26 protein-coding genes and 1 pseudogene are annotated in these 24901 nt (G+C 67.4%); 16 read left to right on the top strand and 11 right to left on the bottom strand.

The window, feature by feature from the left end; all coding sequences use genetic code 11:
- The first annotated feature begins 39 nt into the window (after positions 1-39).
- On the top strand, positions 40-411 hold the full coding sequence (locus GGR16_RS03820) for a GatB/YqeY domain-containing protein (protein WP_156332778.1): 372 nt from the start codon (positions 40-42) through the stop codon (positions 409-411).
- Positions 412-709: 298 nt separating this feature from the next.
- Here GGR16_RS03820 and GGR16_RS03815 read toward each other — a convergent pair whose 3' ends face one another.
- From GGR16_RS03815 to GGR16_RS03785, 7 genes are read right to left on the bottom strand one after another with little or no spacing between them, the layout of a single operon-like run.
- The gene (locus GGR16_RS03815) at positions 710-1495 is read right to left on the bottom strand and encodes an SDR family oxidoreductase (RefSeq protein WP_063186680.1); all 786 of its coding nucleotides are present in this window, start codon (positions 1493-1495) and stop codon (positions 710-712) included.
- Positions 1495-2427, bottom strand: coding sequence for a dihydrodipicolinate synthase family protein (locus tag GGR16_RS03810; RefSeq protein ID WP_183315744.1), 933 nt, complete (start codon positions 2425-2427; stop codon positions 1495-1497). The genes GGR16_RS03815 and GGR16_RS03810 overlap by 1 nt, the downstream gene beginning before the upstream one ends.
- A gap of 12 nt (positions 2428-2439) precedes the next feature.
- Entirely contained in the window at positions 2440-3879 is a 1440-nt protein-coding gene (locus tag GGR16_RS03805) for an FAD-binding oxidoreductase (protein WP_183315743.1), read from the bottom strand.
- Positions 3876-4577, bottom strand: a complete 702-nt coding sequence (locus GGR16_RS03800) for an aspartate/glutamate racemase family protein (protein WP_019404516.1) — start codon at positions 4575-4577, stop codon at positions 3876-3878. The genes GGR16_RS03805 and GGR16_RS03800 overlap by 4 nt, the downstream gene beginning before the upstream one ends.
- Complete coding sequence (locus GGR16_RS03795; protein ID WP_019404517.1) at positions 4574-5230, bottom strand: flavin reductase family protein; 657 nt, start codon at positions 5228-5230, stop codon at positions 4574-4576. Before GGR16_RS03795 ends, GGR16_RS03800 begins: the two co-directional genes overlap by 4 nt.
- A 5-nt stretch (positions 5231-5235) precedes the next feature.
- Positions 5236-6483 carry a Zn-dependent hydrolase gene (locus tag GGR16_RS03790; protein ID WP_183315742.1) on the bottom strand — a complete coding sequence of 416 codons (1248 nt, stop codon included), beginning with the start codon at positions 6481-6483 and terminating at the stop codon, positions 5236-5238.
- A gap of 10 nt (positions 6484-6493) precedes the next feature.
- A complete protein-coding gene (locus GGR16_RS03785; RefSeq protein ID WP_019404519.1) occupies positions 6494-7843 on the bottom strand; it encodes a dihydroorotase in 1350 nt (449 codons plus the stop codon).
- 119 nt (positions 7844-7962) lie between these two features.
- On the opposite strand from GGR16_RS03785, the gene GGR16_RS03780 reads away from it, so the two are divergent.
- From GGR16_RS03780 to GGR16_RS03725, 13 genes and pseudogenes are all read left to right on the top strand, one after another.
- Positions 7963-8901 carry a LysR family transcriptional regulator gene (locus GGR16_RS03780; RefSeq protein WP_026015547.1) on the top strand — a complete coding sequence of 313 codons (939 nt, stop codon included), beginning with the start codon at positions 7963-7965 and terminating at the stop codon, positions 8899-8901.
- Between the two features lie 137 nt (positions 8902-9038).
- Positions 9039-9908, top strand: a complete 870-nt coding sequence (locus GGR16_RS03775; RefSeq protein ID WP_157672282.1) for a substrate-binding periplasmic protein — start codon at positions 9039-9041, stop codon at positions 9906-9908.
- A gap of 12 nt (positions 9909-9920) precedes the next feature.
- Positions 9921-10685 carry an amino acid ABC transporter ATP-binding protein gene (locus tag GGR16_RS03770; RefSeq protein ID WP_019404522.1) on the top strand — a complete coding sequence of 255 codons (765 nt, stop codon included), beginning with the start codon at positions 9921-9923 and terminating at the stop codon, positions 10683-10685.
- Between the two features lie 6 nt (positions 10686-10691).
- Complete coding sequence (locus GGR16_RS03765; protein WP_019404523.1) at positions 10692-11366, top strand: amino acid ABC transporter permease; 675 nt, start codon at positions 10692-10694, stop codon at positions 11364-11366.
- Positions 11366-12034 (top strand): amino acid ABC transporter permease, encoded by a 669-nt coding sequence (locus tag GGR16_RS03760; protein WP_019404524.1) that lies wholly within the window; start codon positions 11366-11368, stop codon positions 12032-12034. Before GGR16_RS03765 ends, GGR16_RS03760 begins: the two co-directional genes overlap by 1 nt.
- Before the next feature lie 50 nt (positions 12035-12084).
- Positions 12085-12267, top strand: a pseudogene (locus GGR16_RS03755) (type II toxin-antitoxin system VapC family toxin); the annotation flags it as partial.
- Between the two features lie 176 nt (positions 12268-12443).
- On the top strand, positions 12444-12572 hold the full coding sequence (locus GGR16_RS26390) for a hypothetical protein (RefSeq protein WP_256374270.1): 129 nt from the start codon (positions 12444-12446) through the stop codon (positions 12570-12572).
- A 259-nt stretch (positions 12573-12831) separates the two neighbouring features.
- Positions 12832-13803, top strand: coding sequence for a helix-turn-helix transcriptional regulator (locus GGR16_RS03750; RefSeq protein WP_019404526.1), 972 nt, complete (start codon positions 12832-12834; stop codon positions 13801-13803).
- A gap of 143 nt (positions 13804-13946) precedes the next feature.
- Positions 13947-14909 carry a helix-turn-helix transcriptional regulator gene (locus GGR16_RS03745; RefSeq protein WP_183315741.1) on the top strand — a complete coding sequence of 321 codons (963 nt, stop codon included), beginning with the start codon at positions 13947-13949 and terminating at the stop codon, positions 14907-14909.
- Between the two features lie 213 nt (positions 14910-15122).
- Complete coding sequence (locus GGR16_RS03740) at positions 15123-17279, top strand: autotransporter domain-containing protein (RefSeq protein ID WP_183315740.1); 2157 nt, start codon at positions 15123-15125, stop codon at positions 17277-17279.
- A 30-nt stretch (positions 17280-17309) separates the two neighbouring features.
- On the top strand, positions 17310-17675 hold the full coding sequence (locus GGR16_RS03735; RefSeq protein ID WP_183315739.1) for a hypothetical protein: 366 nt from the start codon (positions 17310-17312) through the stop codon (positions 17673-17675).
- Positions 17668-18201, top strand: a complete 534-nt coding sequence (locus GGR16_RS03730) for a hypothetical protein (protein ID WP_019404530.1) — start codon at positions 17668-17670, stop codon at positions 18199-18201. The genes GGR16_RS03735 and GGR16_RS03730 overlap by 8 nt, the downstream gene beginning before the upstream one ends.
- A 1192-nt stretch (positions 18202-19393) precedes the next feature.
- The gene (locus GGR16_RS03725) at positions 19394-19840 is read left to right on the top strand and encodes a VOC family protein (RefSeq protein WP_183315738.1); all 447 of its coding nucleotides are present in this window, start codon (positions 19394-19396) and stop codon (positions 19838-19840) included.
- Here the strand turns inward: GGR16_RS03725 and GGR16_RS03720 are convergent.
- From GGR16_RS03720 to GGR16_RS03705, 4 genes are all read right to left on the bottom strand, one after another.
- Complete coding sequence (locus tag GGR16_RS03720; RefSeq protein WP_156332776.1) at positions 19803-20078, bottom strand: hypothetical protein; 276 nt, start codon at positions 20076-20078, stop codon at positions 19803-19805. The genes GGR16_RS03725 and GGR16_RS03720 overlap by 38 nt on opposite strands.
- 1383 nt (positions 20079-21461) lie before the next feature.
- Positions 21462-21794, bottom strand: a complete 333-nt coding sequence (locus tag GGR16_RS03715) for a BRA0787 family protein (RefSeq protein ID WP_019404535.1) — start codon at positions 21792-21794, stop codon at positions 21462-21464.
- Between the two features lie 57 nt (positions 21795-21851).
- Positions 21852-22043, bottom strand: a complete 192-nt coding sequence (locus GGR16_RS03710) for a hypothetical protein (RefSeq protein WP_156332775.1) — start codon at positions 22041-22043, stop codon at positions 21852-21854.
- 119 nt (positions 22044-22162) lie between these two features.
- Positions 22163-22660, bottom strand: coding sequence for a hypothetical protein (locus GGR16_RS03705; RefSeq protein WP_156332774.1), 498 nt, complete (start codon positions 22658-22660; stop codon positions 22163-22165).
- A gap of 601 nt (positions 22661-23261) precedes the next feature.
- Here GGR16_RS03705 and msuE point away from each other — a divergent pair.
- Positions 23262-23825 (top strand): FMN reductase, encoded by a 564-nt coding sequence (msuE, locus tag GGR16_RS03700; protein WP_040405549.1) that lies wholly within the window; start codon positions 23262-23264, stop codon positions 23823-23825.
- A gap of 45 nt (positions 23826-23870) precedes the next feature.
- Entirely contained in the window at positions 23871-24872 is a 1002-nt protein-coding gene (locus tag GGR16_RS03695; RefSeq protein ID WP_053193842.1) for an ABC transporter substrate-binding protein, read from the top strand.
- Positions 24873-24901 lie beyond the last annotated feature (29 nt).

Here is a 24901-nt window from a genome sequence, read left to right as displayed (position 1 = left end):
GGAATTATTGAACGCAACATTGGGAGCAATGAGGATATTATGACCGCAGAGTCTGTGAAGACCCGGCTGAGGGCCGACCTGCGACATGCCCTGAAGGAGAAGGATCGGCCGAAAATCGCATTGCTTCGAAATCTCGTCGCGGCACTCGACAATGCCGAAGCGCCGCGCGCGGCCGCGGGCCCAGCGCCGGGTGAAGATTTCTGGAGCGGCGCAGCGGAAGTGGAGCGGCTCGCCCTGGGTGACCAAGAGATCCGGCGCGTCCTGGTCTCGGAAATCGAGGAGCGCGAGGATGCGGCTGCGCAATTCGAGCGCCTGGGTCAGGCTGAACGAGCCGCGGCTTTGCGCTTCGAAGCGACGCTCGCGCGGCAGTACGTCGATTCCCAAGGGACACATCCCCGATCGCACCTATGACCCGGCTCCCGCTGGCGATTTTCGCTAAGGGCTCCGCCCTCACGCGAGCTAGGGTGAAGCGCCGGCGACCAGCGCCGCCCCGCCCTAGGGCGGTCGCCCCCATCCCCTCACCGCAATGCGCCTCCCAATCATCGAACCGCTCCACCGCCGGCGCAGCCAGGGCGCGATCGAGGCCGGCGCCGAAAGCGGCAGCCACGATGACGGGCAGGAGGACGTGAACGTGGGAGGAAAGCGCTCCCGAATGCTCTCCGAACGGCCGATGGTCGCACCGACACGCTATAAGGCGCGCCTTCCCGCCTCAGATGCCGCGGGTCGCGCCGCCGTCGATGCGGAGCTTGGCGCCGGTGACGTAGGAGGCCTTCTCGCTCGTAAGGAAGGCGACCACGTCGGCGAATTCCTGCGGCGTGCCGTAGCGGCCGGCCGGGATCGTCGCCTTCGAGGCCTCGGCCACCTCCTCCGGCGTCTTGCCCTGGCGCTGCGCATTGGCCGCGTCGAGCTCTTCCACCCGCTCGGTCTCGATGCGCCCGGGCAGCACCACGTTCACCGTCACGCCCTGGCCCGCCACCTCGCTCGCCAGCGTCTTCGACCAGCCCACCACCGCCGAGCGGATGCCGTTCGACAGGGCAAGGCGCGGGATCGGCTGCTCGACGCCCGAGGAGGCGATGGTAACGATGCGGCCCCACTTCTTCGCCAGCATGCCGGGCAGGAGGCGCTGGGTGAGGTGGAAGAGGTTGGCCGCCATCGCCTCGAACTGCACCAGCCAGTCGGCGCGCTTGGCCTCGCGCGCATCGGCCGGCGGCGGCCCGCCGGAATTGTTGACGAGGATGTCCACGCCGCCCTCCGCGATCAGCCGCTCGACGAGCGCCTCGACGCTGGCGAGGTCGGCGAGGTCGAGCCGCGCGGCGGTGACGCGCCCGCCGACCTCGGCCGGCAGGGCGCCGGCCCAGGCCCTGATCTTCTCCTCGCTGCGCGCGGCCGCGACGACGCTCGCGCCCTCTTCCGCCAGCGTGCGGGCGATCGCCGCCCCAAGGCCGCGGCTCGCCCCCAGAACCAGCGCCCGCTTGCCCTTCAGTCCAAGATCCATCAGCCCAACTCCGAGAGGCGGCGTTCCTGCCGCGCGATGAGACGCTCGATATCGGCGATATCGGCCTGCGAGAGCTTGCCGCCCGGCTTGCGCAAGGTCGCCGAGGCGATGGCGCCGCGCCGCGCCAGCACATATTTGCGGATGGCGAGGCCGAGACCCGGCTGCTGCTCGTAGCGCGCCAGCGGCAGATAGGCGTCGAACAGATCGTGCGCCCGCTCGACATTGCCGGCGGCGTGCGCCCGCCAGACGTCGACCAACATCTCCGGGTAGGCGAAGCCCGTCATCGCGCCGTCCGCCCCGCGCGACAGCTCCTCCGGCAGGAGGATTCCGCCGTTGCCGACGAGGATCGAGATGCGCCGCGTCTCGCCGCGGTCGCTTGCGGCCCTCAGGGCCGCGATTTTCGCAAGGCCCGGCCAGTCTTCGTGCTTGAGCATGACGCAGGAGGGGATGGCCCTGACGATGCGCTGAATGACACCGGGCGCAATCTGCACCCCGGTCGCCAGGGGAAAGTCCTGCAGGACGAACGGCGTCGCCGCCCCCAGCGTCTCTGCCGCCATCTCGTAGTAGTTGTAGATCTGGTCGTCGGTGCGCAGGCTCGCGGGGGGCGCCACCATGACACCGGCGGCCCCGTCGTCCATCACCTTCTCGGCGAGTTCGCGCATCGGCGCAAAGCCGGGCGCCGACACGCCGGCGACGACCGGCACCCGTCCACCCACACGCGCCAGGACGCGGCGCACGAAGCTGCGCGCTTCCTCTGCCGTGAGCTTGGGCGCCTCGCCCATCATGCCGAGCACGGTCAGGCCCGTGGCCCCGCGCTCGAGATAGAAGTCGACGGCACGATCCGTGCTGTCGAGGTCGAGCGCCCCGTCCTCAGCGAAAGGGGTGACGCCGATCACGAAGACGCCGGAGGCGCCCTCATCCAACAAAGCCATGGGAGACTCCTCTCATTCCACCGGCCGGCGTGCCGGCATATCCGGCGGCAGCAGCTTGCCCGGGTTGAAACGCCATTGCGGGTCGAGCACGGTCTTGAGCGCGCTCATCAGTTCCAGTTCGAGCGGCGACTTGCACCCGGACATCTCGCCGACGCGCAGCTGGCCGATGCCGTGCTCGGCGCTGATCGAGCCCTGATGGCGGGCAACGACGTCGTGCACGCGGCGCGTGAGAGCCGGAGCCGCGGCGGCGAAGGCTTCCTCGCTCGCAACCTCCGGCCGCAGCACGTTGTAATGGAGGTTGCCGTCGCCGAGATGCCCGAAGACGACCGGACGCGCCCCCGGCGCACTCTCCTCGACCGCCGCCCCGGCCTCGCGCACGAAGGCGGCCATCTCAGCGACCGGCACGGAGACGTCGTGCTTGGCGGCCTTGCCGGCGCGCACCAGCGCCTCCGAGATGCCCTCGCGCAGACGCCAGAAGGCGCGAGCCTGGGTGCCGTCCTGGGCGACCACCGCGTCTTCCGCGAGCCCGGCCTCGACCGCATCGACGAGCGCCGTTTCGAGCCGTTCGGCGAGAGCCGCTTCTCCATCGGTGTCCGACAGCTCCACGAGCACGGCGGCGGCGGGCAATGACCCGAAGGGCAGACGCGCGTCAGCGACATGCCGCGTGACGAGGTCGAGGCACACGTCGGTCATGAACTCGAAGGCCGTCAGGCGATCGCCGCAGCGCTCGCGCACCACCGCAAGGAGGCCGAGCGCCGCATCGAGCCCAGGCACCGCGACGAAGGCCGCCGCTCGCGCACGCGGCTCGGGAAACAGCTTCAGCACGGCGCCAGTGATGACACCGAGGGTGCCTTCCGATCCAATGAATAGATCCCTGAGGGAATAGCCGGAGTTATCCTTGCGCAGGGCCTTCAGCCCATCCCACATGCGGCCGTCCGGCAGCACCACCTCGAGCCCGAGCGTCAGCTCGCGCATCGTGCCGTAGCGCAGCACGGCGACGCCTCCGGCGTTGGCGGCCAGATTGCCGCCGATGGTGCAGCTGCCCTCGGCGCCGAGACTCAGCGGGAAAAAGCGCCCGGCCTCGCGCGCGGCCTCCTGCACGCGGGCGAGAACGCAGCCGGCATCGACCGTGATCGTGTTGCCGATGGGATCGATCTCGCGAATGCGGTTCATCCGCGTGAGCGACAGGACCACCGCATTGCCGCTCCCGTCCGGCGTCGCGCCGCCCGAGAGGCTGGTATGCCCGCCCTGCGGCACCACGATCGCCCCCGCCTCATGGCAGGCCGCGAGCACACGGCGCACCTCCTCGCTCGAACCGGGCCGGACGACGGCGAGCGCGCTGCCGCGATATTTGCCCAGCCAGTCGGTGACATAGGGCGCCTGCTCACCGGCCGCCGTCAGCACGTGGTCGGCACCGACGACGCGGGCGAGTTCGTCGACAAGGGAGTTCATGCCGCCGCCCCGCGTCCGGTCTTGCCGGACCAGCCGAGGCACACCCGGCCGAGAGCCATCGCGACCGCGGCCTGGGTCGGCTCCACCACCGGCACGCCGAGCGCCGCCTCGAGCGGATCGCGGAAACGCGCCATGCCGGCGCAGCCCATGACGATGACGTCCGCGCCGTCCGTATCGCGCAGGACGCGCCCCACCTCGCTCATGCGGGCGAGCGTGCGCTCCTCGTCGGCGAGTTCCGTCACGCCGAGGCCGATGGCCCGGTCGCCGGCGAGGCGCGCCGAGACGCCCATGGCGCCGAAGTAGCGCAGGTGCCGCGGGATGGAGGTCGGCAGGATGGCGATGACGCCGAAGCGCTGGCCGAGCGTCAGCGCCGTGAGGACGCCGCATTCGGCGATGCCGAGCACCGGCCGGCTGCTCTGCTCGCGCAGGGCATGGAGACCGGGATCGCTGAAACAGGCGATGACGAAGGCGCCGGCCTCGTCCTCGAGCGGCGCCGCTCGCGCGAGCAGCGGCCCGACGATGCCGTCCACGTCGCGCTGGGACTGGATGCCGGCGGGCCCTTCGGCGAGCGTCAGGCAGGCGATGGCCGGCCCGTCGGTGCTGCGCAAGGGGGCCACCGCGGCATCGATGCCCTGCGTGACCGCGGTGCTGGAGTTGGGATTGATGACGTAGACGGTTCCGTGCCGTTCGCTGCTCATGGCTCTTTCTCCGGCGGCGCGGCGGCGCCTGCCTCAAGGTCTGCTTGTGTCTTGCGCGGTTCGCGGAAGCGGTCTCGCGTCGTCACGTACCAGTCGGCGCCATGCAGGCGCCCGACGAGGTCGAGCGCATCGACATCGACATGGCCCTGCTCGTCGACGAGACCGTCGCGGATCCACAGATGGACGATCTCGCCGATGACGAGCGTCCGGTGGCGCGTGCCGAGCCCGAGCGAGACCCGTTCCCGGCACTCGAACTGGACCGGAGACGCCGCAATCCGCGGGGCCGCGACGGCCCGTGAGGGCAACGTGTCGAGCCCTGCCATGGCGAGCTCCTCCACTTCGGGCGGGAAATCGATGCCGCAGACGGTCATCGCCGGCACCAGCGCCCGGTCCACGAGATTGACGACGAAACCGCCCGTCTCGCGGATGTTGCGGAGCGTGTCCTTGCTCGGCTCCTGCCCCTCCCGCCCCTCGATGCCGAGGACGACGAGCGGCGGGGCATGGCTGAAGGCGTTGAAGAAGCTGAACGGCGCCGCATTGACCCGCCCTGCCCTGTCGCAGCTCGTGACCAGCGCGATGGGGCGCGGCAGCACCGTGTTGACGAGCAGCTTGTAGAGGTCCCGTTCCGGCAGGTCGGCGGCCGCGACATCCATGACCGTCACCGGGCGAGCGCGCGGTCGAGCTCCAGGACCGCCGCCGCGAGCGCACGCGCGCCGGTGGCCGCCTGTTCGGGCTCGATCCATTCCTCCGGCGCGTGGCTGCGCCCGTCCCGGCACGGCACGAAGATCATGCCGATGGGGCCGACACGCGAGACGAACATGCCGTCATGGCCGGCCCCGCTCGGCATGGCCCGATGGTTGAGACCGAGCCCGTCGGCCGCTCGCACGATCGCGGTGCGGATCGGTTCCGCGCAGGGCGTCGGCGGGACATGGCTGATGAGGGAGGACGTGGCACTGACGCCGAGCTCGGCAAGCGCCGGTGCGGCGGCGGCAAGCAGCTCCTGCGTGAAGGCCGACACGGCCAGCTCGTCGCCGGAGCGCACCTCGAGGATCATCTCGACACGGCCCGGCACGGCATTGGCGGCGTTCGGCTGATTGACGAGATAGCCGACCGTCGCGACCATCGGCTTGTCGTCGGTGCCGCCGGCGAAGGCCTTGCGATGGGCCGCATCGATGATGCGCGCCGCGCCAACGAGCGCATCGTGCCGCAGGTTCATGGGCGTCGCGCCGGCATGATCGGCCCGGCCGGACACGACGATACGCTCGCGGCGGATGCCGACGATATCGGTGACGATGCCGATGTCGCGTCCCTCGCTCTCCAACACACGGCCCTGCTCGATGTGGACCTCGAGATAGGCCGCGATCGCGCCGCGTGGGCGCGCCGCCTCAGCGAGGGCGTCGGGGCGGCCGCCCACATAGGCGAGCCCCTCGGCGAGCGTCATGCCGTCGGGCCGCGTCATCGCCAGCATGTCCTGCGTCAATGCGCCGGCAACCGCCCGGCTGCCGATGCAGGAGAGGCCGAAGTCGCTCGGCTCCTCGGCGAGGAAGTCGATGACCTCGAGCGGGTGGTCGAGGACGATGCCCTGTTCCTGCAGCGACTGGGCCACCTCGAGCCCGGCGAGCACGCCGAGCGTGCCGTCGAAGCGCCCGCCCGCCGGCACCGTGTCGGAATGCGAACCGAGAACGATCGGCACGCGCGCCGCCTCACGGCCCGGCAGATGCCCGACGAGATTGCCGCCGGCGTCGCGCGAGACCGCGAGCCCCGCGGCCGCGAACTCCTTCTCCAGCCAGGCCCGGCCTTCGAGGAATCGCGGCGTGAAGGACCGCCGCGTCCAGGGCTCCGCCTTGTCCGTGATCTCGGCGAGCGCGGCAAGCCGCGCCCACAACCGCTCGGCATTGATCTGCATGGCCGCGCCGTCAGGCCGCCGGACGCAGGAAGCGGCCGTCCCCGCCCTTGTTGCGGATGGCCGAGCCGTCCCAGACGAGCTGGCCACGCACATAGGTTGCCGCCACACGGACGGAGAATTCGCGGCCCTCGAAGGAGCTCCACTTCACGGCCGACAGGCTCTTGCCGGGGTCGTGCACGAAGCGACCTGGATCCAGCACCACGATGTCCGCATCGGCACCCTCGGCGAGCCGTCCCTTGTCGGCGAGGAGGAAGGCCTTCGCCGGCCCCTCGCAGAGCTGCTTGACGACCATCGTCGGAGAGATGCCGTGCTCCTCGCAGCCGGTCCAGAAAGCCGGCAGCAGCGTCTCGAGACCCGGCCCCCCGGACATGTTCTTGAAGATGACCGGATCGTTCTTCGTCTCGAGCCCCCAGGAGACATGGTCCGAGGAGACGAAATCGCAGTGGCCGGCCGCGATGTGCGTCCACAGCCGCTCCATCTCGGCCCTCGGGCGGATCGGCGGATAGTGCTTCGTCTTGGCTCCGAAGCGGCGCACATGCTCCTCCTCGTTCAGCATGAGGTACTGAACGCAGGTCTCCACCGTCGCCGCGTGGCCGTTGCGCTTGTACATGTTGCAGATCTCGAAGCCACGCGAGGTCGAGACGTGCACCGCATGGGCACGCGCACCTGTTTCGGCGCCGAGTTCGTAGATGCGCGCGGTGGCGAGATTCTCGACCAGCATGTTGTTGGCGCGGCCGAAGGCGTCCCAGCCGGTGTCGCCCGTCTCCATGGCGCGGGCGATGTTCTTGCGCGTCAGCTCCTGATCCTGGTTGTGCACGCCGCACAGGAGGCCGGACGGCTTCACCCGGCGGAAAGCTTCGTAGAGCGTGTCGTCGCCGATGCGCGGGAAGCGCGTGGGATTGGCCTCGAAGGTCGAGAACTTGAAGGCGCAGGCCCCCGCCTCGACGAGGCCGGGGATGGCGTCGAGCCCGTTCTCGGGCGCGATCGTCGCGTAAAGGGCGACGTCGACATGCGCTTCGCGCTCGACGACGCCCACCTTCTCGCGGAAGAGCGCCGCGCTGGTGACGGGCTCGGGCTGGTCGTAGGGCATGTCGACCATCACGGTGATGCCGCCGGCCGCCGCGGCGCGCGAGCCTGTGCCGATGCCCTCCTCGCGCCCGGCGCTGTAGCAATGCACCTGGCCGTCGATGACGCCGGGGATGATCCAGCTGTCGCCGACATCCTGTGTTTCGCGGGCCGACGGCGGCGCACCCTCACCGACACGGGCCACCTTGCCGCCGGAAACGGCAACATAGCCGCGCTCGATGACCGCATCGGCCGTGACCACCTTGCCGCGAAGCACGAGATCGAAATCGCTCATGGACCACCTGTCGTTCATGCATGCCGCGCCCGGAGGAGCGCCCTCGCCGGCAAGATAGCGGGTGAAAGCCAGAGCGAGGCATGCTAATTTTTAGGCGATCCATAACGGAGTGTTATCGGGTGAGCCTAAACCTTCGGCAGATTGAGGTTTTTCGCGCCATCATGATCACCGGCTCGATTTCGGGAGCCGCCCGCCTCCTGTCCGTGTCGCAACCGGCCATCAGCCGGCTGCTGGCCTATACGGAGGACAGGCTGAAGCTGAAGCTGTTCGAGCGCGTGAAGGGCCGCGTGCAGCCGACGCCGGAGGCGCGGCGGCTCTTTGCCGAGGTCGACCAGGTGCATCAGGGCGTCCTGCGGGTGAACGAGATCGCGGAGGAACTGCGCCGGCGCGGCACAGGCTCCGTGCGCATCGTCGCCAGCCCCAGCATCGGCCAGGCGATCGTTCCGACGGCCATTGCCCGTTTCCGCGCCAGCTATCCGGACGTGCGCATCGAGCTCGAGATTCTGACCCTGACGGATCTCGTCGCCAGGGTCGGCGCCAACCGCGTCGATCTCGGCCTGACGGTGCTGCCCGTCGACGAGCCGACGGTCTTTTCGAGCCAGATCGCCGAGGGACGGCTCATGGTCATCTGCCCGCAGGAGCACCCGCTGGCAGCGCTCAAGTCCGTCAGGGTGGCGGACCTCGCGCCATTTCCCCTGATCGGCTACGGCCCGCAGACCCCCTACGGCCTCCACGTCGAGCAGGCGCTGCGCACCAGCCGCGCGCCCGTGCGCGTCAACACGCAGGTGCGCTTCACGCCGCAGGCCTGCGCGCTCGTGCAGGCGGGTGCGGGCGTCGCCATCGTGGACGAATTCGTCCTGTCCGGTCGCACCTGGCCCGACATCGTCGCGCGCCCCCTCGTCCCGAAGACCACGATGCGCATCCATCTGCTCTCGTCCCGCCTCGAGCCCATGTCGCACATCGCCCGCACCTTCGTGCGCGACCTGCGCCAGCTCATCGGCACACCGCCGCCTGCGGCCTCGCAGGGCGAGGACTTCGATGTCGCGCACTTAACATGACGTTATGTCCTGGCGACGAATTATCATAACCACCTCATGGCTTGTCACTGATACGCTTCGAGCCATACCGGCACTGTGAGGCACGCCCTCGAATGGCCTGCCCTTTGCTTGTCGGGACACTCTCAGAGGAGCCAGGAATGAAGAAGCCAACGTTGCGGATGTTTCGCGCCGCACTCTGCGGTCTTGCGCTCGCCGCGGCCGTGCCCGCCGCCGCGCAGGATGCCGACCACCCGCAGGATCAGAAGCTGAAGGTCGCGCTCGACGTCGGCTTCGCGCCCTTCGCCTTCAAGAAGCCGAGCGGCGAGGTGACAGGCTTTGCCTATGACTTCGCCACAGCCATCGCCGAGAAGCTGGGCCGGCCGGGCGTCGAGGTCGTCGACGTCAACTATTCGGCGATCTTCGCCGGCCTCTTCTCCAAGCGCTACGAGCTGATCGCCGCGCCGACGAACATCACCAAGGAACGCGCCGAGCAGATGCTGTTCAGCGAACCCTACATGCCGACCGGCATTGGCTTCCTCGTCGAGAAGGGCAACACCGTCTCCGGGCCCGAGGACCTGAAGGGCAAGGCGATCACCGTCAACAACGGCTCGGTCTCCGACAAGTGGGCGAGCGACAACGAGGCCAAGTACGGCTTCACGATCCAGCGCTACAACAAGAACGCGGATGCAGTGCAGGCGGTGATGATCGGCCGCGCCTTCGCCAATCTCGCCGATGCGCCGGTCTCGCGCTACATCGCCACCCAGACGCCGCACGCCGAGGTGCCGTTCGTATTGTCGACCGGCCGCAACTTCGGCCTCGCCTTCCGCAAGGATGACGTCGCCTTCCGCAACAAGATCGACGAGGCCATCGAGTGCCTCAAGCAGGACGGCACGCTCGCCGCGATCCACGAGAAGTGGTTCGGCGTGAAGCCCGAAACGGAATCGTCCGCCACGGTCGCGTTTCCCGGCTACGGGGCGCCCGACTTCGAGGGCTATGACCCCACCGAGCACAAAGCGGTCTGCAACTGACGGCGGGATGACATGACGGCCACAGCAAACGGAACCGATGCCGCCCGCGACATCGTGGTCATTAAGGACCTGCGCAAGTCCTTCGGCAACGTGGAGGTCCTCAAAGGCATCGACCTTGCCGTGGCCGCCGGCGAAGCCGTCGTCATCGTCGGCTCGTCCGGCTCGGGCAAGAGCACCTGCCTCAGGTGCATCAACCGGCTGGAGGAGCCGACGGGCGGGCGCATCACCGTCGGCGGACAGGAGATCACCGGCCGCAAGGTCGACCTCAATGCCCTGCGCCGGCGCATCGGCATGGTCTTCCAGGGCATCAACCTCTATCCGCACATGACCGCGCTCGGGAACGTCACCCTCGCCATGCGCAAGGTGGCGGGCCTGTCCAAGGCTGCGGCGGAGGAGAAGGCCCGGCACCACCTCGATCTCGTCGGCCTCGCCCACAGGGCGGACGCCTATCCCGCCCAGCTCTCCGGCGGCCAGCAGCAGCGGGTGGGCATCGCGCGGGCGATGGCGCTCGAACCGCAGGTGATGCTCTTCGACGAGCCGACCTCCGCGCTCGATCCCGAGCTTGTCGGCGAGGTGCTCAACGTGATGATGCGTACCAAGCAGCTCGGCATGACGATGATCGTCGTGACGCACGAAATGCAGTTCGCCCGCGAGGTGGCGGACCGTGTCGTGTTCATGGACGAGGGCAAGGTGCTCGATGTCGGCACGCCGCACGAAATCCTGGTCGAGCCGCGCCACCAGCGCATCCGCGATTTCGTCAACCGCACCAGGACGTGACGGGCGATGGACGAGATCATCCGCTACTTCTTCGATTTCTCGCGCCTCTCGGGCTATTGGCCGGACATCCTCCACGGCTTCCTGATCACCGTCGAGATGTCGATCCTGACGGTCGCCATCGGCATCCCGCTTGGCCTCCTGCTCGCGGTGCTGCGGCTCTACGGCATCCGCCCCCTCAACGCGCTGATCATCTTCTACATCGACCTCTTCCGCTCCATCCCGCAGCTTGTCCTCATCATCCTCGCCTATTTCGCGTTGCCCTTCTCGGGCCTCGTGCTGTCGCCCTTCACGGCGACGGTGGTGGCGCTGTCGATGGTGCTCTCAGCCTTCGCCGAGGAAATCTTCTGGGCCGGCATCACCTCGGTACCGAAGGGGCAGTGGGAAGCCGGCCGCTCGACGGGGCTCGGCTTCAACCAGACGCTGGCCTATGTCGTGCTGCCGCAGGCGATCCGGCTCGGCATCCCGCCCCTCACAAATCGTGCCATCGGCATCAGCAAGGGCACCACGCTCGGCTCCGTCGTCGCGGTGCCCGAGCTTCTCAACGTCACCTCCTCCATCCAGTCGAACGTCGCCAATCCGACGGCGCTGACCGTCGGCGCCATGCTGTTCCTCGCTCTCTTCCTCCCCTTCGTGCGCTTCACACGTTGGCTGGAGCGGGCCTACGGACACCCGAGGCACTGATGCGCGATTTCACGACCACCTTCCTCAACTTCGACATCCTGCGGGAAGTCTGGCCGCTTCTCGCCGAGGGTCTGTGGCTGACGGCCACGCTGGCTCTCGTCGCGGTGCCGCTCGCGGTGCTCTGCGGGCTGCTGGTCGCCCTGGCGCAGGAAGCGAGAAGCCCTGTCCTGCGCGGCATCATCGTGGCCTATGTCGACGTCATGCGGGCCATCCCGCCGCTCGTCCTGCTCATTTTCATCTTCTACGGCCTGCCGTTCCTCGGCCTCCAGCTTGGCGAGTTTTCCGCCGCCGTCCTTGCGCTCACACTGAACGGTTCGAGCTATTTCGCCGAGATCTTCCGCGCCGGTCTCGAGTCGGTGCCGCGCGGGCAGCGAGAGGCCGCGCGCTCGACGGGCCTGACCTGGGGCCAGAGCATGACCTATGTGGTGGTGCCGCAGGGGACGCGGAACGTGCTGCCGGATCTCGTCAGCAACACCGTGGAACTGGTGAAGCAGACATCGATCGCCTCGGCGGTCGCCCTGCAGGAGCTGCTGCGTTCGGCGCAGATCGCGCAGGGCCTCACTTACAACCCGACGCCGCTCATCGCCGCGGCCATCATCTATTTCCTGATGTTCTGGCCCTTCGTGCGCCTGGTGTCCCGGCTCCAGAACAGGACCGCCGCTGCCTGACGTCGACGCGCACCGGCACCTTCGAGGTGTTATGCGCCGAGATGTCAGCGTCAGCCGCGCTCGCCATGTTCAACAAGCTGGTCGCCGAGAGCTTTACCGTGCTGCCCGTGACGGACGGGCAGTTCCGGACGGCGGCGAAGTTCGCCGATCAGCATGCTCTCGGGCTCCGCGCCGGCGATGCGCTGCATCTCGCCGTCGCATCGGAACATGGCGCCACGGTGCATACGCTCGACCCAGTGCCGTGCTCAAGGGGCTCGGTGAGGACTGATCCCAGGCTACAAGCCGGCCTTCAATTTCCAGACCTCGCTCGTCGATGCGGTGGTGCGCTGGCTCGAACGTCATCCGATTGGCTCGCACCGGCCACGCGGATGGCAATGAGCCGGCGGCGTCAGCGCTCCGGGAGGAAACGATGCTGTGGATCGGTCCGCCATCGACGCACAGCAATGCGGCGCCGCCCGACGAACTCGAGCAGAAAGGAGCCGTGAAAATCCTGGAGAAGACCAAGCCATCCGCCGCCGACCGGTCTGCGCAACCTTGACCAGCCTCAGCCGGCCGGCAGCTTGCGGTTGCATGTGACGCAAATATGTGGACTTGCGCAGATCCACGGCTCGGCAATCGAGGACTGGCTTGACCAGATACGTTCAGTTTCAAGGAATGCGCCGCGATGCTGCTGAGGCCATGGCGTGACGCCCGGTGTCATCACCCCGGGCGAAGCGGACAAGCGCACGGCTTGCCGAACCACACGTGAAGCGGCAAAGCTGCGGGAAGAGCGGCGGCCGCTTTCCGTAGGGTTGAGCATGGACGAGGCTGGATGGGTTTTCGATCTGCCGGAGCGGAGCCTCGAGAGTACCTATGATCCGGACGGCCTTGCGCGGTGCGCAGAGGGGCCGTTCACGGGACTCCTGCAGCGCGAGATCGTTCGCCCGGGAATTGCGCTGTACCGCGTCGAGGGCGTGGTAAGCCATGCTTCTCAGCTCTCGGCGCTCGGTGACGCGCCGGCAGGCCATCTCGTCCTTGGCGCCATGCTGGCCGGCGCCGGCACGATGACGGCCGAGGGTAACGAGGATGCGGTCTGGAACGATGACGGCCGGTTCTATGCCGTCAGCCTCGCCGGACGGAAGATCTCCTACCGGCTCGCAGCAGGCAAGCCGTGGCGGGCGGTCACGCTCATCCTCACGCCTGAGGCGCTTGAGGATCTCGCCATGCGCGACGGTCTTCCACCCTTGCCCCGCGCTGTCCTTGCCAACGGACTGCTGCCGGTTGCGCGAATGCAGGCTCTCGGAGCATCGCTTGCCCGCACGGCGGCGGAGATCAGCAGGCCCGCCTATGGCGGTACCATGGGCGGCCTGTGGCGCGAGGCCAAGGCGTTGGAGCTGCTGACCCATTCCCTCGATGCCCTCGCGGAGACTTCGCAGCGGCCCGAGACGCTCAGCCCGCGCGAGATCAGCCGCGTGCACGAGGCCCGGGCGCGGCTCCTGGCGAACCTCGGCTCGCCACCGCGGCTCGATGATCTCGCCGATGAGGTCGGGCTTTCGAGCAAGCGGCTCAATTCGGGTTTCCGCCAGCTCTTCGGCATGACGGTGTTCGACTATCTCCTGGAGGCGCGGCTGCGGGCGGCGCGCCGGGCCATTGAGGAGGGGCTCGACATGCCGCTGAAGCAGCTGGCCTGGAGCCTCGGCTATCGGCAGCTGTCGAATTTCGTCACCGCCTACCGCCGCCGCTTCGGCGTCTCTCCCGGTCGCCATCGCCGGACCCGCAGCGCCGACTGAGATCGGCTGGCCGTCTCTGACCAGTTATGCGCGCCAGCAAAAGATTATGCGCACCCGACGAGCGGTTGCACGCCGCGAAAACCGCCGTCTAGCTTCCGGTCTCACCCACGGACCTATGCCTATCCGACTCGCCGGCGACCGAGATGCAGCACTATTCTTCGCAGCAGTTCCAGGAATACACCCGGAACGGCATCCGGGATGCCTATGCCCAGCTCGTCGGCATGGATGTCGATCCCGCGCCAGACAGCGCCTTTCACTTCACCTTCAAGACGCGGCGGCTGCCGAACCTCTCCGTCGCCCTCATCGCCGGCTCGGCGAGCCGCACGGTGCGCACGACCTCGCACATTCGCGATGGGCAGGACCATCTCGTCCTGTGCATTTCGCCGGACGCGCTCGTGGGCATCGGCGAGCGCTCGGAGCAGGAGCATCTCTGCATGCCGGGCGACGGGCATGTGTGGATGGCCGACCGCCCCGTCGTCTGCCATGTGCCGCAGCATTATTCGGCCGCGATCCTCACCATGCCGGTCGCCGGGCTGGCCGCCTTCGACCTCGACCTCGAGGCTCTGGCGGCGCGGCGCGTCATCCGGCGCGCCGAGGTTCCGGTCCTGTCGCTGCTCGCCGGCTATGTCCGGGGCCTGATGGACGACCCCACCCAGTGGTCCGAGGATCTTCCGGGCATTGCCGGCAGCCATCTGCGCGATCTCGCCCTGATGGCGCTCGGGGCGGCGGGCGACGTGCGCGTCGTCGCGCAGCGGCGCGGGGTGCGCGGCGCCCGGCTCGCCGCCGTCAAGAAGGACATCCGCGACCGGCTGGCGCGCCGCGAGGAGGTTTCGCTCGAGATCGTAGCCGCAGCCCACAGGGTGACCCCCCGCTACATCCGCAGCCTGTTCCAGAGCGCGGACGAGAGCTTCACCGACTATGTGCTCGGCCAGCGTCTGGCGCGAGCCTACCGGGAGCTGACGGATCCGCGCACCTCCGGCCGGTTGATCAATGTCATCGCCTATGACGCGGGCTTCAACAACATCTCCTATTTCATCCGCGCCTTTCGCCGCCGCTTCGGCATGACGCCGTCGGAGGCGCGGGCGGGGCTTCTCGCGACCGGCTGACTTCCCTTCCGTGTCACACGTCCTGTCACCGGGTGTCGGGGCACAGACGCAGAACAACTATCACTGTCACGACGTTGCCCGGCAGCGGACGCCCCTGACGATGCCCCGCATCGCAGGGCGGCAGCCCGATCCGTTCCGAGCGACCTTCCCCGGTCCGGCGCCGCACGGCGGCCGGCACGGCATCCCCTTGCCAGTCCGACGGAGCGTTCGTTCATGCAGTCCAGCCCCACAGCCGCAATCCGCAAAGGCCGTCTCCCGCGCGGCGGCATACGGCGCCTCGCCATCCTGTGCCTTGCGACGACGGCGCTCTCGGCCGTGTCGCAGGCGCGCGCCGAGGGGACGTTCGGCGCGCTTCCGGATTTTTCGGTTGGAGCCTGGCAGAATGCATTCGCGATCAGCGGCAATGGCTCCTATGTGGCGGGAAGGGGCGACGATGTAGACGGGCGGGCCCGGGCGCTGCTCTACGATCGCATCACGGGGGCGGTCACGGACCTCGGCGATCTCGGCGGAGGCCACGCCCGTGCGAATGACGTATCCGACGGCGGCGTAGCGACCGGCGCCTCGGTCGACGCCGACGGGCGGGAACTGGCGTTCCGCTGGACGGCCTTCGACGGCATGCAGAGCCTCGGCACCCTCAACGGCTTCGCTGATCCGGGCATGAGTGCAGGTCTCGGAATTTCCGACGACGGAAGGCGGATCGTCGGCTATTCGACGCGGCTCGACACCGGAGCGCTGCCGCACGCTTTCGTGTGGGTCGAGGGTGCGACCACCGGTGTCGTCGGTAACCCGCAAATGTTCCGGCTCGAAGGGCTCGATCCCGAGAGGGCGGCATCCGCCACCGCCATATCCGGCAATGGTATCTTTGCCGTCGGCTGGGGGGTGGACCCGGGCAGCGGTGCGTCCCGGCGCGCCTTGCGCTGGGACCTGAGCGAGGTCACGACGGTCGGTACGGCGACGCCCGAGGACCTTGGAACGCTGGGCGGCACCTTCGCCGAGGCCACCGCCGTGTCGCGCGACGGGCGCGTGGTGGTCGGGTATTCCTCCCTGAGCACGTCATGGCACAGCCATGCCTTCCGGTGGGTGGAAGGGGGAACCGGAGGCGTGTCCGGCAATCCGCAGATGCAGGACCTCGGCACGCTCGGCGGCCCCTCGAGCCAGGCGACGGCCGTTTCCGGTGACGGGGCGGTGGTGGTCGGATGGTCCGACGCACCGGGAACGAGCTTCTCCCAAGCCTTCCGCTGGACCGAGACCACCGGCATGGTGTCCGTCGCCGACTGGTTATCATCGAACGGGGTAGGCGTCGGCTCCATGGTCCTGACGGAGGCGAACGGCGTATCCGACGACGGCAGCGTCGTCGTCGGCCAGATGGAGGATCCAGACGATCCCGGCGCAGCGCACGCATACATCGCACGGGTGAGCGGCGTTGGCACCGGCCTGATGAATGTCCTCGAATACAACCGCACGCTCTACGGCGCCGCCCAGCTCTCCCGCATCGGCCAGAATCTCGCCTGGCTCCCCATGAACGGCAGCCACCACCGGCCGCTGATGGACTATCCGACCCTGCCCGGCGGCACCTGCTTCTGGGTCAACGGCGACCTCGCCCATTACGGCAACGGCCGCGACGCCACCGGCGGGCTCGCCGAGGCGGGGCTCTGCGCCGATCTCTTCCAGGGCCAGGTCCGCGTCGGGCTCGGCCTCGGCACGAGCCACGCCCGCCAGGACCTGATGACCGGCGGCAGCAGCAAGCTCGACGGCCAGTACGTGATCGGCGAGATCGACTGGCGGCCCCAGGGCATCCCCATCCTCCTGTCGCTCACCGGCCTCTATGGCGGCTGGGACGCCGACATCCGCCGCAGCTACACGAACGGCGGCTCGCTCACCACCTCGCAGGGCGACACCAGCGTGCGCGCGGGCGTCTTGCGGCTGCGGGCGGACTGGCAGAACGCCCTGACGCTGGGGGCCACCACGATCAATCCCTTCGTCTCGCTCGCCGTCGGGCGCACCGTCGTCGACGGCTATACCGAGACCTTCGGCTCCTTCCCGGCACGCTTCGACGCCCAGACGCTCGTCACCGGCGAGGGACGCCTCGGCGTCCCGGCGCGCACGGCGCTCGGAGCGACGACAACGCTCGGCGGCTCGCTCGAGCTGGTGCACGGCACGGGCGACGCGACGCGGGCCAGGGGCCAGGTGCTCGGCCTCTACGGCTTCGACTACGGCGGTGGCACGACGCGCGAGACCTGGGTGCGCGTGGGCGCGGACCTCGACCAGAAGATCGGCGAACGGGCGCAGCTGTCGCTTGCGGTGCATGCCGCCACGCGCGGCTACGACGCGACCCTGTCGGGCGCCGTGCGCTTCCAGACCTCCTTCTGACCCCTACAAGCAACATTGCCCGGAGTGACCATGAAGCGACTGCTTCTCCTGTTCTGCTGCCTCCTGGTCGGAGCCTGCAACCAGACCTCGACGCCCGATGCCGGTGTTCCCGCAGGCGCCCGCGTCGCCGCTTCCGCGCCGGCGGAAACGCCCCGGCGCGGCAAGCGCAACGCCGCCGAGATCGAGCGGGCCTGCATGGAGGCGGCCAACAAGGCCGCCGAGGCCCAGACCGGCGCTGCGGTGATCGGCAGCGCCCTGTCGCTCGTCGGCGGTTTCGGCGGCTTCGGCGGGCGGGGCGGCATGATCGCAGCACAGGCCGCCTCGACCGGCGGCTCCCTCATCCAGAGCCATGCCGGCCGGCAGGCGCGCGCGACGATGGCGGATTGCTATGACTGAACTGCGCAGTGGGCTGCAGCTGCTGTGCGGCGTCGCGCTCGCCGCCGCCGTTCTCGTCGGCATGCGGTGGTGGACCGGACCGGCCTATGCGCTGTCGAGCCGCGATGCCGCTGCGGTGGTCGACCTCATCGAGCGGCTGAAGCCGCAGTTCGGCGATTTCGCCTATGACGAGGAGATTGCCGACGAGTGGTTCGACGAGGACGCCGCCGCCGGGGGGCTGATCGCCGGGGCCGGCTTCTCGCGCGAGCGCTGGAAGGTCGCCCTCGGAGAAACCATCCGGGGTTTTGTCGCCGCGATCCCCCGCGCGGAGGTTGAGGCGATGCTCTCCGGCGCCAGGGAAGGCATCAAGGCCATGAAGGAGCTCGACCCGCTGCAGAAGAAGGAGGCGCTCGACGCTGTCGACGAGCAGATCCGCGCGCTGTGGGCGATGCGCCTCGAGGGCGCTCCCTTCGCCGATACCGTCAGACCTTACGTGCCACGGCTGAGGGCACTTCTGACCAGCCGCGGTGGACCAGCCGAGAAATGAACCGGCCAAGTCGCCGCACGGCGGGATCGTCCGGCGTAGAAGTCCCGACTTTATCTCTGAGGTCCGAAGGGTGAAGGGATCGCGCAACGCCGAGATCTTGCCCGGTCGGCCCAACGGTCGGACGTCGACAAAGGTCCCTGCCGGCAGAGCCGGATCAGCGGCAGAGCCATGTCCCGAAGTGCAGGTACTGATTTAACATGGCGGAAGACTTGCTCTGCTCTGCTCTGCTCTACGGCGGTTCGCTGGGTTTCGGCTTGACCTGCGATCTTGATACCGGCCGTCACATAGTCGTTGAAGGTGAAGACCGCGGCCGCGGGGCTTGAGAATGGCGAAAGCCGGTGCCGTCAGGTCCTTGCCGAGCGAGCGGCCTGGGACTTCATTGACTGCGAGGGTGGCTCCCTCGAGATGTCGGTCGTCAACCCGGTTGGCATTTCGGGCCCGTTCCGGGGCCGGACATCTCCGCTTCGATCGTCATCAAGCAGCTTCTCGAAGGCCCCCGCCCCTGCCTGGCTTGACTTCGGCATGGTCGATGTCCGCGACCTGGCGGGCCTCCACATCCTCGCGAAGGACGGCGAATGCAGCGAAGGGGCAGCGTTTCATCGGCGTGAGCGGTGATGTCGTTACGCTGTTCGATGTCGCGAGAATTCTCAGTGAAAACCTCGGCGAGTTCGCTGCGAAGGTGCAAACAGGGGAGACAGAAGAACCGGCAGGCACGCCCATTCGCAGGAGCACCGGCGAAAAGGCTCGGCGAATGCCGGGAGGCGGCCCAGCGCCCGGGAAGAAACGGTCGTCGATACGGCCCGCAGCCTATTCCGTTACGGCATCGTAAGCCCGCATTGAGCTTCGAGGGAGGCGCGGCAACCGGACTCGCCCGTCCGTCGGAATGTTGGCAGGAGCGTGCATCTGAAACGTTGACACACATGTTGATATCAACATAGATGAAGGAAGGCAATCGACGGCTGCTTTCCCTGGGATCTAACGCAGAAAGGAAGCGGACCATGCCTGCGGCACAGCCATCCCCAATGTTCCAGGACGGCCAGCCGAAGGGCGATGAACTTCCATGTCTCGCCGTTCGACGACGGCGAGGTTCTCGATGTCACGCGCTGACCGTAGGCCGAGCAGGTGGAGTACAGTCCTGCAGCTCAATTCATTTCTGACGCGCGCCGAAGCACCAATCAAAAGGGAGACGAGCATGAAGATCGTGACCAGCCTGAGCTTCCAGGGCCAATGTCGCGAGGCATTCGAGTTCTACGCGAGGGTCCTGGGCGGAAAGATCACCGCCGCCATGCCCTATGGCGATGCGCCTCCTGGCATGCCGATTACCGATGAGAAGTACAAGACCTGGCTGATGCACTGCTGGCTCGACGTGGGGGACCAGGCGCTGATGGGCGCCGACATGGACACCGGATGGGCCCCCAACATCGACAAACCCAAAAATGGCTTCGACGTTACGCTCCATACCGAGGACAAGGCCGAAGGCCAACGCTGGTTCGATCAGCTGTCCGAAGGCGGCAAAGCTGTCATGCCTTTCGGCGAGACCTTCTGGTCTCCCGGCTTCGGTTCCCTGATCGACAGGTTCGGGATCCCGTGGATGGTCAACGTCATTCCACCGGCCGACTGGAAGCCGTCGCAGGGCTGATCCCGTGTCCAAGCTGATAAATTCTGCCGCTTGCTCGTGAACGGCCGGCCGCCGCTTTGCACATAGGCTTAAGCAGCGGGTGCAGTTCGAACGGCTCCGTTTCCTTCACGAATGAGGCAAAGTCCTCACCGGGGAAAGCGGCGTCAAAGAACTGTTTTTGCTCCTCGTCGTCGAATGGCTCCAGATAGACGACGGCTGGTTTGGTCCCGAAGCACTCGCCCAGAAGGCGTTCGAGCACCTTCTATATAGCGTGCGGTATGGCGCGTCAGCGCCGCCATTCGGGTTCTCGTGAACCGAGCCCCAGAAGGGTCTCGGCCACTCGGCTTCGACCCCTCGCGTTGCTGCGGAGCGGCCTTCACAAGAAATGTTTGGGCAATCACCCATGCGTCTACCAGTCGATTCCTGGCAATCGGCTTTCCAACTCCGGGCGTAGCCCCGCCGCTGCACTTCCGTCGGCGATGTCTGCTCTTGGGTGCGGGCAACGGCTCCCGGAATGACCTACTTGCGGCGCAAAGCAGCCCCGCCTTTGTGCACGCCATTCCACGGCCAGAGCACTCCCACCCATCGAAAAGGCTCTACATCATCCTGAGAGTGCTCTCAGATCGGTCCTGCGAGACCGAAATGGAGTACGCCAAACAATGGGAGAGAAAGACGGACGAGAACGGCAATCAAACAACGGCGAAAACCACTGCCAAACCTACGCTATTGCCGCCGTTTGTATCCGTCATTCCCACTCGATCGTCCAGAGGTTCAAGGGTTTGTATCAGTCGCGTGGCGGACACGACGGCGATCAGGCGATGGTGCAGCGATCAAGAGCGCAAATTGGAATCCGTCACGGCTGGTCCGCGAGAAAGGTCCAAGTCGCGGTGGCGACCGTGGCCACTTGGCCTGGCGTCGATGGTCGAAGTGCCGTCGCAGTCGTCGTGAGGAATAATCCGCGCGACGATCCTAATGTGAATGCATACATGAAATGGGCCGATCGTCCGGCAAGTCGCAATGCCGTCGATATCGGTCGACCGCATTGCCATGTTCGTCGGAAATCTATCGACAGCCAAGTTCGGCGAGTATGTGCCGAGCTTGTTCCTGAGACGGCTGATCGACGCCGATGGCGACTAGCTCCACTGGCTCATCCTGTCGACGGTTCTTGCCTCGACCGAAACGCCTCGCGATGCGGAGCAGCGCGGCCCCTTCACGCTCGCCCTGACGTCGGAGTGCATCACCGCCTCGCGATCCGGAGGCGGGAGGCGGCGCAGAAGCCGGGGCAGGTCGGACCCACGAGGTAATGTGTCACCTCGACGGCCAGGTGGTCGCGCGGACGGCGCCCGAGGGCCCGATCGCCTCTAGCGCTGGTTTTCTGATCCACTGCAGCTTTTAGCGAACGACGCCGACGATGACGGCGAGCGTGAAGCCGAAGCACAGGGCGAATAGGCTGTAGGCGACCGCCATTCGTGCGGTCGCGTCCGAAAGCCACGCCCTTCGCGCCGACCGCACAGGCCGGGGGATGCTGCTCATGAAATCAGCCATATCGTCCTCCAACGCCATGCAGCCCGAAACCAACGGGCTGCATGGCGCGTTTGTTCCTTGAAGCGTCGACGAAACTTTCAGGCCTCGCCGGCGGGGCCTATGCCACCGCGCGCCGGAGCCTCCTGAGGCACATGGCGCGCAGGTGAACGGCAGCGTCTGCGAAGGTCGCACGACCGTCTTCCGCGACGGCCGCCGCGCCCCCGCCGACGACGTCGGCGACGGCTTCGCGCAAACGCAGAGGCAGAATATCGAAACATGTCCGCATGCGGCCGAATACCGAGCTGATCGGCACATCCCGGCCGTCGAAACGGACTCTGGGTTCGGCGGTCCGGCGATCCCAATGCTCGAAAGCCTCCAGGGCGTGCGCGAAAGCTTCGTGCAGCTCAATCGGAGCGTGGCCCTCATGGAGGGCCGGCAGGCGACGTGTCATCCCCTACTCTCCTCGTCAGATGGCATGAAAACGGACCGCGCGTGCGTTGCGCAGCAATTACCAGAGCCCGTGCGGCACCCAGCCCCAGAGCACATGCTCGTCGGTGAGGCGCGCGGCATCGTCGGCATCCTCACGAACCCGCACCGATTGCGGTGGCGGGGCGTCCGACTGCTCGACATTCGCGGCGGAAAAACGCGAGACGAGCAGTGCAAGCCAGGCGCGCAGGAGGTTCGGAAATGTCTCGTTCATCGTCAGATCCCCCGTCATGCCGACATGGGCGGCGATTTGCAGTAGGCACTTCCCGACATCAGTATGCGTAGCGCAATTCAAATGTCAACTAATTATATATATTTACTTCTATCGAAGGGTCAGCCCCAGACGGTCATGAGGATTTCCCTTTCCGCCCTGCGGTACAGCCGTGAGTGGTCCGACAAGATCACGCCCGAGCGCGCCGCCATGCGCTGACAGAGGCGATCGAGTTGACCGTCCCAGTCGACACGACCGTCGTTGTTCGTGTGCTGCCGCCATGCGCGAAAAATCTCGGTCGCAAGAAAGACGTTGATCTCCAGATCCGAAAGGCGTCCGAACGTCCGCGGCAGGACGACGAGCCGGCAATCTCCTCGCGCGAGAACTTGGCCGTGCCGCCATAGAAGAAAGTTGCGTGGATAAGCTGTGCGGACGAGCCACCCCTCCGCCGTGAGGCGCTCGACCAGATCGACGATTTCCGGCTCGCTGGCATATGCACCCCGCCACGGGCTGGTCGAACACCAAAGCAGGAGACGGGTTCGCCAGGGAAATGCGCCCGGACGGCCCGCCTTGGTCGGGTCGGCTCGACATTGGGCATCCACTTTGCGACCCCAATACACGACTAATCCCGTAGAGATAATAGTATACGTGGCCCGCCGATCAACCCCACCGGATCGTTGCCAGGGCTTCTCTCTTCCCCCTGTCCGAGGTCTGGCGCTCGAACCGGCAGGGGAAAAGACCGTGGAACCGCGGCTCGAATCTAAAGTCTATAAAATCGATAGAGATTAGGTTGACACTCGCCGGCACCCGTGTTGCTATGAGTTGCGCCCGCTCGAACGGAGCGGGCGCCGCGGTGATTTGAGATTGCAGCTTGCGCCGCGTCATCAAACGCTAAAGCGCCACGGAGCGAACCTCCGCCTCGTGGTCTACGATCGAGAGGTTGCAGATGCCACGTTTTCTCGCGAGGGCCTGCTGTCGTAGCTGAGGCTCGGGCGTAAGGCGCCTTCACATCATCCTGAATTCCTTTCGGAACGTCGGCCCCGCGCCGATGAAGGGAGCTTCTATGCCGATTTTCGCAGCATCGATCCGCGCCGGGTCGAGCGCGCCCGTTCGCTCGTCCGCGATCGGACGCCCGAACCGGGTCCTCTCAACTTCGATCGCGAAGCCGATCGCCAGCCGGACGGCACGGCCAGTCCAGTCCGTCCACACGGGAGGCCAGCGATGAGCCGGTTGAGCATCGTCGCCGTGAGCGGCAACACGCATCGCCCGTCCCGCACGCGGTTCCTCGTTGAAGCCATCGCCGCCGAAGTGGGCGGCTGGCGCAGCATCGATCTCGATGTGTTCGATCTCCTCGACATTGGCGAGGAGATCAGCGCCTTCAGTCGCGACGCGCTCGCGCCGCGTGCCGCAGCAGTCATCCATGCGATCGAGGCGGCTGACGGCCTCATCGTCGGCAGCCCGGTCTACAAGGGCTCCTACACCGGGCTCTTCAAGCACCTCTTCGATCTCGTCGAGCCGCACGCCCTGGCGGGCAAGCCGGTGATCGCCTCGGCAACGGGCGGTGGCCATCGCCACGCGCTCGTCGTCGAACATCAGCTCCGGCCGCTGTTCGGCTTCTTCGGCGCCCAGACCGTGCCGACCGCCGTCTATGCCGGCAGAGAGGATTTCGCCGACGGTGCGCTGTCACCCCCGTTGCAGCAGCGCGTTGCGGACGCCGCCTTCGAGTTCGACCGGCTGCTGTCGCTCGGCAACACCGACCGCCGGCCGGTCGCCCGCGTCGCCTGAGCGCCGGGAACATCACGGCCAGATCACGGCCAGGAGAGATCGTCCATGACCCTCAAGATCGGGCTCGCAGCCCTCATGCTCGCCGCCGCCGTCGGATCATCGCCGGCCGGGGCAGCGAACGACGCCGTGCCGCGCGATGTGCCGCCCGGCACGAAACTGGTTGTCGCCGACCAGAACGAGGCCCTGCAGACGCTCATGAAGGCTTCCGGCGAGCAGGACAGGTTTGTTGCCGACGTCACCTACGCCAATTTTCTCGGTGGACCTGCCATCCTGGAGGCCTTCCGTGCGGGCGCCCTCGATCTCGCTTCCGTAGGCAACACGCCCCCCATCCAGGCGCAGGCGGCGGGCGAGGCCATTCCGATCGTCGCGGCGGTGACGAGCGCGGTCGTCGACTATTCGCTCGCCGTCCGGCCCGGCCTGACGGTGAAGACGCTCGAGGATCTCAAGGGCAAGCGCATCTCCTACGCCGAGGGCACCGGTCGGCAGCCGTTCGTGCTGCATGCGCTCAAGGCCGCAGGGTTGACGCGCAAGGACGTCGTCCTCGTGCCTCTGCGCGTTTCCGATTTCCCGGATGCGATCCGCACCGGGCAGGTCGATGTGGCCGTCCTGAACGAGCCCCACTTCTCGCGCTACCTCGCCGACACCGAGGGGGCAAGCGCACTTCCCGATAGCGAGCACGACCGGCTGCCGCGGCGCCTGTCCTATCTCTACGCCAGCACCAAGGCGCTCTCCGAGCCCGGCAAGGCCGCCGCTATTCGCGATTTCGTGACGCGTTGGATCACGGCGAAGCGTTGGGCCGCCGCCAACACCGACGCCTGGGTCAAGGCCTATTTCGTGGATCGCCAGCGCCTGTCGGCTGCCGACGGACGCGCCATCGCCGTCTCCGAGGGCGAGCCGACCTTCCCGCTGCTGTCCGAGCTCGTGCCGCGCCAGCAGGAGCTGGTCGACATCATCCACGAGGCGGGTGACCTGCCGGAGCGCCTCGATGCGTCCAGGCAGTTCGACCTGCGCTTTGACGCCGTCATTGCCGCGGCGACCAGAGACTGAAAAGTGCCGCGACGGATGACGAGGGAGCG

It is taken from the genome of Chelatococcus caeni, assembly GCF_014196925.1.
In the GTDB taxonomy this organism is placed as follows: Bacteria; Pseudomonadota; Alphaproteobacteria; order Rhizobiales; family Beijerinckiaceae; genus Chelatococcus_A; species Chelatococcus_A caeni.
The sequence above is the reverse complement of the archived record's forward strand: the minus strand, read 5'-3'. Positions and strand labels throughout refer to the sequence as shown.